General features: G+C 62.3%; 16 protein-coding genes. 8 read left to right on the forward strand and 8 right to left on the reverse strand.

From position 1 onward, the window contains the following. Positions 1-53: 53 nt before the first annotated feature. From dnaK to ACP154_RS04870, 3 genes are all read right to left on the reverse strand, one after another. Positions 54-1,970 carry a molecular chaperone DnaK gene (gene dnaK / locus ACP154_RS04860; protein ID WP_133724328.1) on the reverse strand — a complete coding sequence of 639 codons (1,917 nt, stop codon included), beginning with the start codon at positions 1,968-1,970 and terminating at the stop codon, positions 54-56. 234 nt (positions 1,971-2,204) lie between these two features. Then, on the reverse strand, positions 2,205-2,555 hold the full coding sequence (locus ACP154_RS04865) for a hypothetical protein (protein ID WP_421856063.1): 351 nt from the start codon (positions 2,553-2,555) through the stop codon (positions 2,205-2,207). 23 nt (positions 2,556-2,578) lie between these two features. Beyond that, positions 2,579-4,078 carry an FMN-binding glutamate synthase family protein gene (locus ACP154_RS04870; protein ID WP_421861364.1) on the reverse strand — a complete coding sequence of 500 codons (1,500 nt, stop codon included), beginning with the start codon at positions 4,076-4,078 and terminating at the stop codon, positions 2,579-2,581. Positions 4,079-4,171: 93 nt separating this feature from the next. On the opposite strand from ACP154_RS04870, the gene ACP154_RS04875 reads away from it, so the two are divergent. From ACP154_RS04875 to ACP154_RS04885, 3 genes are all read left to right on the forward strand, one after another. Continuing rightward, positions 4,172-4,798 carry an alpha-ketoglutarate-dependent dioxygenase AlkB family protein gene (locus ACP154_RS04875; protein WP_421861398.1) on the forward strand — a complete coding sequence of 209 codons (627 nt, stop codon included), beginning with the start codon at positions 4,172-4,174 and terminating at the stop codon, positions 4,796-4,798. A gap of 110 nt (positions 4,799-4,908) precedes the next feature. Next, positions 4,909-5,277, forward strand: coding sequence for a YMGG-like glycine zipper-containing protein (locus tag ACP154_RS04880; protein ID WP_107711914.1), 369 nt, complete (start codon positions 4,909-4,911; stop codon positions 5,275-5,277). Positions 5,278-5,424: 147 nt separating this feature from the next. Continuing rightward, entirely contained in the window at positions 5,425-6,150 is a 726-nt protein-coding gene (locus tag ACP154_RS04885; RefSeq protein ID WP_421861361.1) for a hypothetical protein, read from the forward strand. A 68-nt stretch (positions 6,151-6,218) separates the two neighbouring features. Here ACP154_RS04885 and grpE read toward each other — a convergent pair whose 3' ends face one another. Further along, positions 6,219-6,839 (reverse strand): nucleotide exchange factor GrpE, encoded by a 621-nt coding sequence (grpE, locus tag ACP154_RS04890; protein ID WP_421861358.1) that lies wholly within the window; start codon positions 6,837-6,839, stop codon positions 6,219-6,221. Between the two features lie 62 nt (positions 6,840-6,901). Then, positions 6,902-7,969, reverse strand: a complete 1,068-nt coding sequence (hrcA, locus tag ACP154_RS04895) for a heat-inducible transcriptional repressor HrcA (protein ID WP_421861356.1) — start codon at positions 7,967-7,969, stop codon at positions 6,902-6,904. Positions 7,970-8,098: 129 nt separating this feature from the next. Between hrcA and rph the strand changes: the two genes are divergently transcribed. Continuing rightward, positions 8,099-8,815, forward strand: coding sequence for a ribonuclease PH (rph, locus tag ACP154_RS04900; protein WP_421861354.1), 717 nt, complete (start codon positions 8,099-8,101; stop codon positions 8,813-8,815). Positions 8,816-8,836: 21 nt separating this feature from the next. Here the strand turns inward: rph and ACP154_RS04905 are convergent, their stop codons facing one another. Both ACP154_RS04905 and ACP154_RS04910 read right to left on the reverse strand, forming a co-directional pair. After that, a complete protein-coding gene (locus ACP154_RS04905) occupies positions 8,837-9,070 on the reverse strand; it encodes a helix-turn-helix domain-containing protein (protein WP_107711919.1) in 234 nt (77 codons plus the stop codon). Positions 9,071-9,088: 18 nt separating this feature from the next. Beyond that, a complete protein-coding gene (locus tag ACP154_RS04910; protein WP_107711920.1) occupies positions 9,089-9,640 on the reverse strand; it encodes a DUF2975 domain-containing protein in 552 nt (183 codons plus the stop codon). Between the two features lie 438 nt (positions 9,641-10,078). Here ACP154_RS04910 and rdgB point away from each other — a divergent pair, with 438 nt between their 5' ends. Then, entirely contained in the window at positions 10,079-10,684 is a 606-nt protein-coding gene (gene rdgB / locus ACP154_RS04915) for an RdgB/HAM1 family non-canonical purine NTP pyrophosphatase (protein ID WP_107711921.1), read from the forward strand. Next, positions 10,681-11,841 carry a radical SAM family heme chaperone HemW gene (gene hemW / locus ACP154_RS04920; protein WP_421861349.1) on the forward strand — a complete coding sequence of 387 codons (1,161 nt, stop codon included), beginning with the start codon at positions 10,681-10,683 and terminating at the stop codon, positions 11,839-11,841. Before rdgB ends, hemW begins: the two co-directional genes overlap by 4 nt. Here hemW and ACP154_RS04925 read toward each other — a convergent pair. Beyond that, positions 11,838-13,307, reverse strand: coding sequence for a penicillin-binding protein activator (locus tag ACP154_RS04925; RefSeq protein WP_421861346.1), 1,470 nt, complete (start codon positions 13,305-13,307; stop codon positions 11,838-11,840). The two genes, hemW and ACP154_RS04925, sit on opposite strands and share 4 nt — an antisense overlap. Positions 13,308-13,394: 87 nt before the next feature. On the opposite strand from ACP154_RS04925, the gene ACP154_RS04930 reads away from it, so the two are divergent. Beyond that, complete coding sequence (locus ACP154_RS04930) at positions 13,395-13,805, forward strand: YraN family protein (RefSeq protein ID WP_421861343.1); 411 nt, start codon at positions 13,395-13,397, stop codon at positions 13,803-13,805. A 97-nt stretch (positions 13,806-13,902) separates the two neighbouring features. Continuing rightward, positions 13,903-14,529, forward strand: coding sequence for a BON domain-containing protein (locus ACP154_RS04935; RefSeq protein WP_421861341.1), 627 nt, complete (start codon positions 13,903-13,905; stop codon positions 14,527-14,529). Positions 14,530-14,537: the final 8 nt, after the last annotated feature.

Here is a 14,537-nt window from a genome sequence, read left to right on the forward strand (position 1 = left end):
CGCGGCCCCGCCCCGGGTGCGGGACGGGGCCGCGCGCCGCGTCTGGATCAGACTTAGGCGCTCTTCTTGTCGTCGTCGTCGTCCTTCACCTCGGTGAATTCCGCGTCGACCACGCCTTCTTCAGCGTCGGAATCCGCTTTCGCAGCGGCTTCGCCACCATCAGCCTGCTGAGCCGCGTACATGGCTTCGCCCAGCTTCATGGCCGCTTGCATCAGAGCCTGCGTCTTTTGCTGGATGGCTTCAGGATCTTCGCCGTCCTTGACGCCTTCCAGTTCCTTGATCGCATCTTCAATCGCGGATTTGTCTTCCGCAGACACTTTGTCGCTGAACTCTTCGACCTGTTTTTGGGTCTGATGGATCAGCGCTTCAGCGTTGTTTTTCGCGTCCACCAGCTCACGGCGCTTCTTGTCCGCGTCTGCATTGGCTTCGGCGTCTTTCACCATCTGGTCGATGTCGCTGTCGGACAGACCGCCAGAGGCCTGGATGCGGATCGCCTGTTCCTTGCCCGTGGCCTGATCTTTCGCCGACACGTTCACCAGACCGTTGGCGTCAATGTCGAAGGTGACCTCGATCTGCGGCATGCCGCGCGGCGACGGCGGGATGCCCACCAGATCGAACTGGCCCAGCAGCTTGTTGTCCGCCGCCATCTCCCGCTCGCCCTGGAAGACCCGGATCGTCACCGCAGTTTGATTGTCATCCGCGGTGGAGAAGGTCTGGGACTTCTTGGTCGGGATCGTGGTGTTGCGGTCAATCAGGCGCGTGAACACGCCACCCAGGGTCTCAATGCCCAGAGAGAGCGGGGTCACGTCCAGAAGCAGCACATCCTTGACGTCGCCCTGCAGCACGCCCGCCTGGATCGCGGCGCCCATGGCGACCACTTCATCGGGGTTCACGCCCTTGTGCGGCTCACGACCGAAGAAGCCCTTCACCGCTTCTTGCACCTTGGGCATGCGGGTCATGCCGCCGACCAGCACCACATCGTCAATATCGGAAGAAGAGACGCCAGCGTCTTTCATCGCAGCCTTGCACGGCTCGATGGTGCGCTTGATCAGATCCTCCACAAGGCTTTCCAGCTTGGCGCGGGACAGCTTCATGTTGAGGTGTTTCGGGCCGGAGGCGTCAGCAGTGATGAAGGGCAGGTTCACTTCATATGAGGTGGCCGAAGACAGCTCTTTTTTCGCTTTTTCAGCCTCTTCCTTCAGGCGCTGCAGGGCCAGCTTGTCCTGACGCAGGTCGATGGAAGTCTCTTTTTTGAACTCGTCCGCCAGGTAGGAGACGATGCGCATGTCAAAGTCTTCACCACCCAGGAAGGTGTCGCCATTGGTGGCTTTCACTTCAAAGACGCCATCGCCGATTTCCAGCACGGACACGTCAAAAGTGCCGCCGCCCAGGTCGTAAACAACGATGGTGCGGTTATCACCCTTGTCGAGGCCATAGGCGAGGGCCGCCGCCGTCGGCTCGTTGATGATGCGCAGCACTTCGAGGCCGGCGATCTTGCCGGCGTCCTTGGTGGCCTGACGCTGGGCGTCGTTGAAGTAGGCCGGCACGGTGATGACGGCCTTCTCGACGGTCGCGCCCAGATAGCTCTCGGCGGTTTCCTTCATCTTTTGCAGGATGAAGGCGGACACTTCGCTCGGCGCGTATTTCTTGTCGCGGCCTTGAACCCAGGCGTCGCCATTGGGGCCTTCCACAATGCCATATGGCACCATGTCCACGTCTTTCTTCACGGTCGGATCGCTCATGGTCCGGCCGATCAGGCGCTTGATGGCGAAGAAGGTGTGATCCGGGTTGGTCACGGCCTGACGCTTGGCCGGCTGGCCGATCAGGCGCTCACCATCCTCGGTGAAGGCGACCACGGAGGGGGTGGTGCGCATGCCTTCGGCGTTTTCGATCACCTTGGCCTGATCACCGTCCATGACGGCGACGCAGGAGTTGGTGGTCCCAAGGTCAATCCCGATAACTTTGCTCATCGCGTGCGTCTCTCCTGTTTAAGCGGCGGGGCGGGGCGGGGTGGTGAGAAGCCCGAAGCGCTTCCCTCTCGCCGGAGCCGCCCCCCTATTTGCTCGCGTTCAAATTTTCAACACCTTGGTCCTCAAGCGACTGCTCTTGGACCGCTTTGATGGTCTTCACTGTCACGGCTTTGTGAAAAGCCATGCGTGTCATGGGGCGATTTAGGAAGGCCGGTGCGGGGGTGCAAGGGCTGCTTACGCATTCAGGCGGTTCTGTCGCCCTATCCGATGCAGCGCAAGCACCGCGCCAAGGAGAAAGACCGGTGTGAAGATCCAGGGCGTATTGCGCGCGATCGCTTCGGGCAGGAACAGAATGTCCCGGCTCCACACGCCTTCCGGCGTGTCCGTGAGAGTGCGGGCCCAGCTTTGAAAGACGCATTCGCCATTGTTCAGGAGCAAGCCCAGTCCGATCAGGATCGGCCCGCCCAGCGTCACGATCAACAGTTTGCGCGCCCGCCCCGTGAGCGCAAACACCCACACGCCGATGATGCACAGCACCGCCAGCATGTAGATCAGGGAATGCGCAAGCTGGACCAGGATAATCATCGGATGCGCCCTTTCGGCCAGCCTTAGCGTCTCGGCTCCACCTCGGGATAGGGCATGATCTCGTCCAGCGGCCGGGTCGCCCCGTCAGCGCCCACCACGCGCACATGCTTGCGTTTCAGCGCGCGGGGCTCGGGCACGCCGCATGAATGCGCGATCATCTCCACATCCTTGATCACAGCCTTGGCGTATTCGGCCGCCTTGAGCGATTTTTGCTTGGGCTGTAGTCCGCGCTGAAGCGATTTCTTGTGCGTGGTCACGCCGGTCGGGCAGGTATTCTTGTCGCATTTGAGCGACTGAATGCAGCCGATCGAGAACATGAAACCGCGGGCGGACACCACCGCATCCGCCCCCACCGCCAAGGCCCAGGCGACTCCGGACGGAGTGATCATCTTGCCCGACGCCACAATGCGGATTCTATCCTTGAGCCCTTTGCGGATCAGGATGTCACACACCAATGGCAGCGCTTCACGCACCGTCAGCCCCACATTGTCCATCAGCGGCATGGGCGCGGCGCCCGTGCCGCCATCACCAGAATCAATGGTGATGAAGTCAGGCGCGCTCTCAATCCCGCGTTCCCAGATCAGATCGCACAGCTCCTCCAGCCACCCATAGGCTCCGATCACGGTCTTGATGCCCGTCGGTTTGCCGGTGACGCCGCGGACATGGGCAATGAAATCGAGCAGCGAGCCATTGTCGAAGATTTCCGGATGGCGGTTGGGCGAGACTGAATCCTGGAACGGTTCAATGCCGCGAATTTTCGCGATCTCGCGATTGACCTTCTCGCCCGGCAAAAGGCCGCCCTTGCCCGGCTTGGCGCCCTGAGCGAGCTTGACCTCAAACATCCGTACGGCGTCATGGGCGGCGATCTCGCGCAGCTTGTCGTCAGACATCACCCCCGCTTTATCGCGCACGCCATATTTCGCCGTTCCGATCTGGAAAACGATGTCGCCTCCGCCTTCCAGATGCATGGGACTCAGCCCGCCTTCACCGGTATTCATCCAGATCCCGGCCTTCGCCGCACCCAGGGAAAGCGCCCGTATGGCGGGTTTTGACAAGGCGCCATAGCTCATGCCTGAAATATTGAAGACGGAGGGCGCGTGATAGGGCGTGTCCGCATAGGGGCCGAACTCGCAGGGCTGGGTTTGCGCCACATCCTGTTCCAGCACCGGATAAGGACAATTAACGAACAACACTGTGCCCACAGGCGTCAGCAGTTTGGTCGAGCCGAACGGGATGATATTGCCATGTCCCTGGCTCATCCGGTTCACCGCCTCCCGTTCTGCGCGGTTAAACGGCAATTCCTCTCGGTCGAGCGCGAACATATAGGTGCGGAAAAACTCGCCCAGCCGGATAAAGAGTGCGCGGAACCGGCCAACGACAGGATAATTGCGGCGCACCGCGTCAGCGCGTTGATTGGAATCAATCAGCCAGAACAGTACGATCAGACCGACGACGGCTCCGACCAGGACGATGAAGAGCTGCGCCATCACCCCCAGAACATCCAGCACCCAGGACGGTATCATGTCTTCCCCCGCAACAAAGCTGTCCCAGCCTAAACCGGCGGACCGCAAAGCTGAACCAGACTGGCGGAGACGTGAGTGGAACGTGATCGCGCCATGATCGGAACATCAGACGGGTTCAGCCTTCATTCGGGCTGGTTTGATCGAGGCGCACAACACGCGCTGGCGCAAGAGATTCTTGAGCGCGTCGCCAGATCGCCGCTGTATCAGCCCACCATGCCCCGCACCGGCAAGCCCCTGAGCGTGAAAATGACCAATTTGGGTCCACTGGGCTGGATGACCGACAAGCAGGGCGGCTATCGCTATCAGAGCCGCCATCCGGTCACCGATGAGCCCTGGCCCGATATTCCCGAAACACTGATCGCCTTGTGGGACGCCGTGTCAGGCTGGCCCGACCCGCCCCAGGCCTGTCTGGTGAACTGGTATGGTCCCGATGCGCGCATGGGACTTCATGTAGATGCGGATGAAGACGCGAAATCGGCGCCGGTGGTGTCCGTGTCCTTGGGCGATGCAGCGCGGTTTCGTCTGGGTGGGCCGACCCGCAAGGGGCCGACGCGCTCAATGCGGCTCAATTCCGGCGATGTGGTGGTGCTCGGCGGGGAGAGCCGCCGCTTTCATCATGGCGTTGACCGGATTTATGCGGGCAGCTCCACGCTGCTGCCGCCGGACTGGCGGCCGGGACGGATCAATCTCACGCTGAGACGTGTCCGCCAGTCATTTTAGAAACTTTCATGCCTTGGCCATTTTTCCGCCGTGGTATGAAACAAAACTGCTTTGAAAACGTTCTTTGTCAGAGAACGCGCGCACTGTGCGCTATGAAGGGAGTTTGGGACATGACTAAAGGTCTTATCGCAATCATGATCGCTGCGCCGCTGGCGCTGACCGCCTGTGCGACCAATCAGGGTGTACGCGGCGCAGGCGTCGGCGCGGGCGTCGGCGCGGTCGCGGGCGCGATCATCGGCAATAATGTAGGCTCGGGCAACGCCGAAACCGGCGCGCTGATCGGCGCAGGCGTTGGCGCCGCCGCAGGCGCAGCCTATGGCTGCACCCGTCCGGGCGGCTGTGGCCACAACCCCAACAATCCCAATCATTCCGAGCTGATCTACGACCAGTATTCGGGCCGCTCTTATTACACCGACTATCGTACGGGCGACACATTCTGGTCCAATGGCGAGCCGCGCACCCGCGCGCCGCGCCGCTAGGTTCGCAACACTCTGAATGCGAGACAGGGCGGCCTGACGGGTCGCCCTTTTTCGCAAGACAGGGTACGCTTTCTAGCGGGTAATATTCTATTAACTTTCTCCTCAGAGTTGCTAAAGTGTGATCTTTAACTGGCTCTGGGGGCGTTCATGATCCGCACACTCTTCAGTTTCGCTGCGGCGGCTTGTCTGACCGGCTGCAGCTCACTGAGCAACGCCGTTGATACGACGCCGCAATGGCGACCTTTGACGCTCTCTGCTGAAACCGCACGCAGCCTTCAAATCAACTACATAGGCAGCGAACCGCTGGAGGCGTCAGCCGTCCTGGCCGCCCGCGCCAGCGCCCCCCGCGATGATCGATTGGACCGCACCACGGCCATGCTGCTGATCGCGGAATCCGACCGGCAATGTGACGAGTATTTCGCCTCCATCACCACCACCGCCAACACCACGCGCGCCTCGCTCAGCCTAGTGGCGCTCGGAACATCGACGGCGGCGGGTCTGTCCGCGCCGCAACGCAGCGCCAACCTGCTGGCGGGCATTTCCACCTTCTTCACCGGCGCGCAAAGCACGCTCGAAGAGACCATTCTGGAAAGCCAGTCGACACGGACGCTGCAAAGCGCCGTGCGCTCACGCCGAACCGAGCTGCGCACCGAGCTTAGCCAGCGCATTCTCGCCAGCGACGGGGCGGGCGCGCTGACGCTGATTTCAGGCCATATTCAAGATTATCATGCGCGCTGCGGCCTGGCTTATGGTCTCGACGCCGTGTCTGAAGTGGTCACAGAATCCGTCAGCACCGCTGAAGAACGCGGCCGCGACGCCGCAGAAGCGGCCGAAGAAAACGTCCAGACCCTCAGGGACGAGGCGTCTCGCTAGCCAGAGCCCAATATGAAAAAGGGCGGCTCATCGAGCCGCCCTTTTTGATTTCAGATCAGGTTTCGCAATCAGGCGCTGACATCGACGCCGCCTTCGGCCTCACCCCCTGCAGGCGGGGTGGCGGGACCCGCGCTGACCACCACCATGGCGGCGCGCAGCGTGCGATCTCCGATCTTGTAGCCGGGCTGCATCACATGAGCGATCGCGCCCTTGGGCTGATCGGCGGGAATCTGGGCGGCGGCCTGGTGCATATTGGGATCGAGCGCATCGCCGGGGGCGGGCTCCACCTTCTTCACGCCATGGCGCTCCAGAGACGACAGAAGACGACGTTCGGTCATCTCCACGCCTTCCAGCAGCGTTTTCAGCGCTTCACCTGCTTCGGATTTGGACTCGTCGCTGATCGACTGCAAAGCGCGCGACAGATTGTCGGCCACATCCAGCATGTCGCGGGCGAAGCCGGTCACAGCGTAAGCGCGCGTGTCCTTCACCTCGCGCTCGGCGCGCTTCTTGGTGTTCTCCATCTCCGCCAGCGCACGCAGCAGCTGGTCCTTGAGATTGGAGATTTCCTCAGCCGGATCGGGCTCTTCAGACACAGGCGCTTCTTGCTCAGCCTCGGCGGCGTGTGCAGCGTCCGCCTCAGCGTTCAGCTCAGTGTCTTCAGTTTCGGGGGTCTGGTTTTCGTTGCTCATACGTGCGGTCATTCAAGGCTAGAGGGGCAATCGTCAACCCAAAGGTTCACCAGCACCGGCGATTATCGCGGCCCGGCCAGAAGCCGGCCAACCATTTGGGCGGTGTAATCAACAATGGGGATGACCCGGGCATAGTTCAAACGCGTGGGGCCGATCACGCCGATCGCGCCGATGATCTGGTTCTCGCGATTTCTGTAGGGCGCGACGATCACCGACGATCCCGACAGCGAAAACAACGGGTTCTCGGATCCAATGAACAGGCGCACGCCCTGGGCTTGCCGCGCCTCGTCCAGCAGCGACAACAGTCCTTCCTGCCGTTCGATATCGTCAAACAGCAGCCGGATGCGCTCCAGATCCTCCGCCGCCTCGACGCTGTCCAGCAGCTTGGACTGGCCACGCACGATCAAGGTGCGCTGCTCAGGCCCCGCCCAGTCGGCGAGACCGGCCTCCACCAGCGCGGACGCCGCCCCGTCAAGCTGGGCCTGTTTGGCGGAAATCTCCTCCCGGATCGCGCTCAGCGCCTCGGCGAGGGTGCGGCCTCTGAGCCGAGCGGAGAGGTAATTGCCCGCTTCGATCAGCGCCGCCGGCGGCAGACCGGGCGGCGGGCGCATCAACCGGTTTTCAACATTGCCGTCTTCGGTCACCAGAACCGCCAGCACCTCTGTGGGGGAAAGGTTCACGAACTCCACATGGCGCAAGGGCGCATCTTGGGCCGGACTCGCCACCAGGCCTGCGCCGCCCGCAAGGCCGGAAAGAAGGTTTGACACTTCCGACAGAACATCTTCCGGACGGCGTCCCACAGCAGAGACTCGCGTATCGATCGCTGTGCGGTCATCCGCCTCCAGATCTCCCACTTGCAGCAAACCATCCACAAACAGCCGCAAACCGGCATGTGTGGGCATGCGGCCCGCAGAGACATGCGGCGAGGCCAGCAAGCCCGCCGAGGTCAGATCCGCCAGCGTATTGCGGATCGAGGCGGGCGACAGATTGAGCCCGGAGGTCTTGGACAGGGTGCGCGAGCCCACCGGCTCTCCGGTGTCCAGATAGGTCTCCACTAGATCGCGAAAGATCGAGCGCGAGCGCTCATCAAGCGCCATCAGGCCGGAGGAAGAAGACGGTGAATGAGTCATCACGCTTCCAGAGTTAGTATCGCTCCCCGTCCGGCGCAATCACCAAGATCGCGCGCAAAGCGCTTTGCGCCATCGCGCCTGCTCGGGTAACACGAGAGCCACAGACACACGAACATCCGGAGATGCCCCATGCGCCCTGAAGGCCGCCAACCCGACGCCTTGCGCCCGCTCAGTTTTGAAATGGGCTGGTCGCCTTACGCCGAAGGCTCCTGCCTGATCAGTTTCGGCAACACCAAAGTATTGTGCACGGCGTCAGTGGAAGAAAACGTGCCGCCCTGGCTGCGTGGCCAGGGCAAGGGCTGGGTCACGGGCGAATACGCCATGCTGCCCCGCGCGACCCACCAGCGTAATCGCCGCGAAGTTCAGTCGGGCAAACCCTCTGGCCGCACTCAGGAAATCCAGCGCCTGATTGGCCGGTCCTTGCGCGCGGCGGTCGATCTCAAGGCGCTCGGCGAACGTCAGATCGTGGTCGATTGCGATGTGCTGCAGGCCGACGGCGGCACCCGCACCGCAGCGATCACCGGCGCCTGGCTCGCCCTCAAGGCAGCTGTGGCGTATTTGATGGAAGAAGGGGTTCTGAAAACCGATCCGGTCATCGCCCAGATCGCCGCCGTCTCCGCAGGCGTTGTAAACGGCGACTGCGTGCTCGATCTTGAATATGAGGAAGACCGGATCGCGGAAACCGACGCCAATTTCGTCCTCACCTCCACGGGCGGCGTCATCGAGGTGCAAGCCACAGCGGAAGACACGCCGATGACCCAAAGCCAGTTTGATCAGATCTTCGCGCTGGCGCGCCGGGGGGTGACCGATCTGTGCGCAGCGCAGCTGAAAGCGCTCGGTCAATAAGGTCCGGGGTCAGGCGGACGGCTAAGCGCTGTCCGCCTCTTCTTCCTCGTCTTCATCTTCAAACACAAGAAGATCAGCGGGCTGGCAATCAAGCTCGCGGCACAAGGCTTCCAAAGTGGAGAAACGCACAGCCTTGGCCTTTCCGGTTTTCAGGATCGACAGATTGGCCATGGTGATGCCGACGCGATCACACAGCTCGGTCAGCGACATGCGGCGGTCCAGAAGCATACGGTCAAGGGTGACGCGAATGGGCATGTGTGTGATCCGCGCTCCCTAAATCGTCAGTTTCTGTTCTTCGCGCATACGCGTGCCTTCGCGGAAAATTTCCGCCAGGACCAGCATGGCTAGCACAGCAAACCAGGCGCCCAGATTCAGGCTGAATTCGGGAACGACGCGCGCGCCGCCTTCAACGGGACGCCCCAACAAGGTGATCATCAGCGACAGAACGCCATGCGCGCCGTAATGCAGCAGCTGATAGACAGCGATGCCGATGGCGATCGCACGCAAATGATTGGAGTTTTCGGCAACGAAGGGATCTCCGGCGATCAAGGTCGCCATAATCCGGCGCAACCGGTCCACCACGAACGTCACCGCCGCCAGCGCCGCGATGGCGAGCGGCAAAGCCAGCACAACATCCATGGCCAGAAACTGGCGGATGCTGAGCGGGAGATCAGAGCCAAAACCCAAAAGGCGGGACACCCCGCCAAATACGATGAGCACGATAATGAGGCTCGCCAGCCCCAATACCGCCCAAAGCAGATAATAGACGATGTCGAGAAGGACCTTCAGCAATGAAGCCAGCGATCCCTGACCCAGCGTCTTCATACATCCCCCAAAGGCTCAGTATCTGGATCGTCGACCGGGCGGCGAGACATCTTCCGCGAGGGGAGGAACGGTGTGTCTCGTCTCACCCGGCCTTCGATCCGGACATTCATTAACCGACCAGCGAGCTGACCGCAGCGGCCATACCGGCGAAAACGCCCGCCACCAGAGCCAGATTGATCACCATTGCGATTGCACTGTGACCGGCATTGTTTTTGGACCTGACCATCTCATACTCTCCTAAGTCTCTTGTTCGACCAACCAGTTTCCGAAGCCGTTCCGATCCTTTATCGCCGGGGGTCTTCGGTGTGGTCCGGGGTGTTTCCCCCTCGCCACGAGTATCTATGTAGACCACGCCCTATCGCTTCGCAACAAAAAAATATCGAAAATCGATATGAATTTTTCGAAAGGCGATATGTACGGATGAAAGGACACGCTTCCATGACCGTTTTTTCGACGGCTCCCAAATGGGCGATCGCTAGCCATAACAAAGGCAAAATCAAAGAGATAGCCGAGCTGATCGCCCCCTATGGACTGGCTGCGGAAGGGGCGGATTCGCTGGGTTTGCCCGAGCCGGAAGAGACTGAAAAAACTTTCACCGGCAATGCGCTTCTCAAAGCGAAGGCCGGCGCCGAGGCCTGCGGGCTCGTGTCTCTGGCCGATGATTCCGGGCTTGAAGTGACTGCGCTTGATGGCGCGCCAGGCATTTATTCCGCCCGCTGGGCGGGAGAGCCGCGCGACTTTGGCGCGGCGATGGAAAAAGTCCGCACCGAGCTGGAAGCCCGCAACGCCACAGACTACAGCGCCCGTTTTGTCTGCGCGCTGGCGCTGGCGCACCCTGAGGGCGAGACCCGCGTTTATGAAGGCGAGGTGCGCGGGCGTCTGACTTTCCCGCCGCGCGGCGACAAGGGTTTTGGCTATGATCCGATTTTCATCCCTGTCGGCCATGAGCTGACCTTTGCGGAGATGGATCCGGCGATCAAACACGCCATGAGCCATCGCGCCCATGCGTTCCGTCTCCTTGTTGAGGATATCTTCGGCGCATGAGCCCCGATAACGCACGCCTGGGCCTGTATGTTCACTGGCCCTATTGCGCGCGCATCTGCCCGTATTGCGACTTCAACGTCTACAAGGCCGCTCATGCGCAGCCTGAGGCGCTGCTGGCCGCCATGCTGGCTGATCTGGCGCACTGGCGTGACAGGCTGGGGCCACGCACGATCCATAGCGTGCATTTTGGCGGCGGGACGCCGTCTTTGATGGAGCCTAGGGCGATCGCCGCCATCCTGGAGCGCGCGGACGTCCTGTTCGGACTGGCGCCAGGCTGCGAGATTGGCCTGGAAGCCAATCCGATGGAGCTTGAACGTTTCGCCGGCATCGCCTCTGCCGGGGTCGAACGACTGTCGCTGGGGGTGCAGGCGCTGGATGACGCCAGCCTCAAACGTCTTGGCCGCGATCATGACGCGCGCACAGGGCTTCAGGCGCTTGAGTGCGCGCAAAACCAGTTCAAGCGCGTGTCGCTTGACCTCATTTATGCCCGGGAGCATCAGAGCCCCGACGACTGGCGCACCGAGCTGGAGACAGCGCTGGGTTTCGGGACTGGCCATATGTCGCTTTATCAGCTGACCATCGAGCCCGGCACGGCCTTTGAGCGCAAACTCAAGCGTGGCGCGCTCACCCCGCCCTCTGACGACGCCGCGGCGGACATGTATGCGCTGACGCAATCTGTGTGCGCGGCGGCAGGCCTGCCCTCTTATGAAATCTCCAACCACGCTCGCACGCGAGCCGACCAGTCAGTGCATAACCGGCTCTATTGGGAAGGCGAAGACTGGATCGGCATCGGGCCGGGCGCACATTCACGCACGGGCGGGTTCGATACGGGCGGGCGGGAAGGCGCGGCGGCCCAGCGTCGCCCGGATGCCTATATGAAGGAGGTCGCCGCGGGAGACGCGCATGAGCGCGAGCGGTTGGACGCCGGGGCGGAGCTGACGGAACGCTTGCTGATGGGAATCCGGCTCACCGAGGATGGACTGGACCTTGATCGCCTGTTCGCGCGCACCGGGCTGGCGCCTGACCCAGACGGGCTTGAACGCATGACCGCCCAGTCGCTGATCACGAAAATCGGATCACGACTTGTCCTCACAGAGTCCGGTCGTGCCTTCGCCGACCATGTCGCCGAGGCGCTGATCCCGGATTTCGACGTCTAAAAGGCCGGTTCGGAGACAGGCTTGTCCATCATGTCCGTATCGGACAAGTCATCCTCAGACATGTCTGGCGGGCCAAAGCGGTCCGGCGCCGGATCGAGCACCCGGAAACCGCCGCCGCGCACAGTATACACGGCGAGGCCGCGTTCGATCGTGCCGTCTTCGCGGAAGCGAAACAGTCCGTCCACGCCGACAAACCCATCGGGGCCTGTCAGACGATCTGCGCCATAGCCGCCCTCCGCCAGCAAGGCCGCCAGAGACGCCGCGTCATACCCCAGCCCGGCCAGACGCGATGGCGTCGCGCCGTAATACTCTTCAAACACCTGTTCAAACCGGCTGCGCGCCTCAGGGTCGGGACCTGCGAAATAGCCATGGGATAACGCCGGCTCGCGCGCCAGGGACTCATCGAGCCATTGGCCCGTGCCGACAAACTTCACCAGAAGCGGATCAATATCCTGATAGAGAAGCACCGGGGCCAGCATGCGCAGCTGATCACCGCCTTCGGGCAACAAGACGACCTGGAAGGCGGATCCCGGCGACGGCGCCCAGTTTGCCCCGCTCATCATCGCCGCCTGAGCGGGATCAAGCTCTTCAACACCCACACTGGCCAGGCGGGCCGCCGCTTCCGTCATCGCCGATACGCCGCCATCATAAAACTGGCTGGCGACCAGACCGGTGTCAAAGGTGCGCTCGACCAGGATCGTTTCCGCGTCTTCTTCGTCAGACACCGGCTCTTCCAGCATCACCGTTTCAGGCAGCGGAAACTCGCCAAGAAGATCTTCAATCGTGTCCGCGAAAGCGGCCTGGGTCACTTGGCCATAGGCCGAGGCCGGGCCGATGAACGCGAAACGGGTTGCCCCCAGCGCGCCCACATATTCGGTCACCCGGCGGACTTCTTCATCTGGCGGAAAGCTCAGCTGATAGACGCCATCGCCCGCCACAGCGCTGGAAGAAGACAGGCTGAGCATCGGCACGTCTGCGCTGCGTGCAATCCGGCCCGCGGCGGCGACCGCGTCTTGGAACAGCGGGCCAATGATCAGATCGGCGCCGTCTGAAATAGCGGCTTCAGCGGCGGTGCGGGCCGTGCCGGGGTCACCGGCCGTATCCTTGGGCAGCAAGACGAGATTGGATCCGCCGCGCTCAAACACCGCCAGCTCTGCAGCGCGCAACAATTGCGCCGCTTCGTTTCGCGCCGCGGACGATGATGCGCTGAACGGCAAAAGCAGCGCCACCCGCACAAGATCAGGTTCGCCCTCCAGAAAGGCGGGGGTGTAACCGCGATCCGCCAGTTCAACCGGCAGCGTTGCGGGCGCTGGCGGCGCGCCGACAACAGGGCGGTCTGGCGCAGTCTGGATCGGAGTACTGGGGGTTGTGGCCGTGCAGGCGCTGAGCACGAGCGCAGCGCCGAGCGCCCCAAGCGCGGCGGCGACTCGCGTCTTGCCCGCTGCAGGTGTACTGTTTTCAACCATGACGGCCACCTCTTCCCCCCGATCGGCGCATTTCGACGCCGCCCTTGTCCGCGCTGAAGCTAACCCCCGGCTGCGTCAGGGGCAAGCATGCGCACAGCGGGTCACGCGCTGATGACACAGGCCCGGCGGAAGGCGGAACGCCGTGGGCGTCGCAGCGAAACCTTGAGCGCGCTCTGGCTGCAGCTCAGAGGCTGGCGCATTCTCGATCAACGGGCCCGAACCGCAGCCGGAGAGCTCGATCTGGTGGCGCGGCGCGGACAGGTTCTGGCCTTTATCGAAGTCAAGCATCGCGCCAGTCTCGACGCGGCCCTGATCGCGGTCACCCCCTATCAAAAACGCCGATTATTGCGCGCCGCCAGCCTGTGGCGCAGCCGTCATGGCGCTCTGGCTGCGTTACAGCCTCGCTTTGACGTCATTGCCTGGCCTGAGTGGGGCTGGCCCCGTCATATAAAAGGCGCCTTCATGATCGAGACTGATGATATGGCCGGACTGATCTGAGCTGTGCGGCAGCAGAAGCAGTAACGCCTGGTTAACCCAATGCTCACGCGTCGCGCCTAAATTGATCGCCTGCGTTTCACACAGAAAGACATATCCCATGAGCTTGATCCGTCCCATGAGCTTGATCCGAATTGTCCTTCTTGTTCTGGCGAGTGTGATCTTGACGAACTGCGCCGCCTTTCAGCCCGGGCGTTCCGTGGGGCGTCAGGTCGATGACTTCAACGCGTCGGTCTCGCTCAAGTCCGCCATGCTGCGCGCCGAGGGCTATGCGCTCAATGGCGTGGATGTGGAGATCACTGAAGGCGTGGCGCTGCTCACCGGTCATGCGCCGCGTGCGCAAGACCGGGTTTACGCCGAATGCCTCGCCTGGTCCGTGCAAAGCGTCCGCTCGGTCTCCAACCGGATCGAACTGGGCGGGCGGCGCGGCATCGCAAACGCCACTCGCGACGGCTGGATCACCCAGCAAGTGCGCTCGCGCCTGGCCGCCGACAGCGCCATCCGCAGCCTCAATTTCAATATCGAGACTCATTCCGGCGTTGTCTATCTGCTCGGCTTCGCCCGCAGCTCGCAGGAAAGCGAACGCGCCGCCGCTCACGCCGCCCTGGTGGATGGCGTCGAACGCGTGGTGGTGCTGACCCGGGCCCCTGATGTGGCGCCGGACCTGCCCGCGCGCGGCGCGCAGCAGGCTCAAGCGTGTGATTTATCCGGCGAACCCGACGCTTAGCCGCCTTG

The organism is Oceanicaulis sp. (assembly GCF_965249665.1).
In the GTDB taxonomy this organism is placed as follows: Bacteria; Pseudomonadota; Alphaproteobacteria; order Caulobacterales; family Maricaulaceae; genus Oceanicaulis.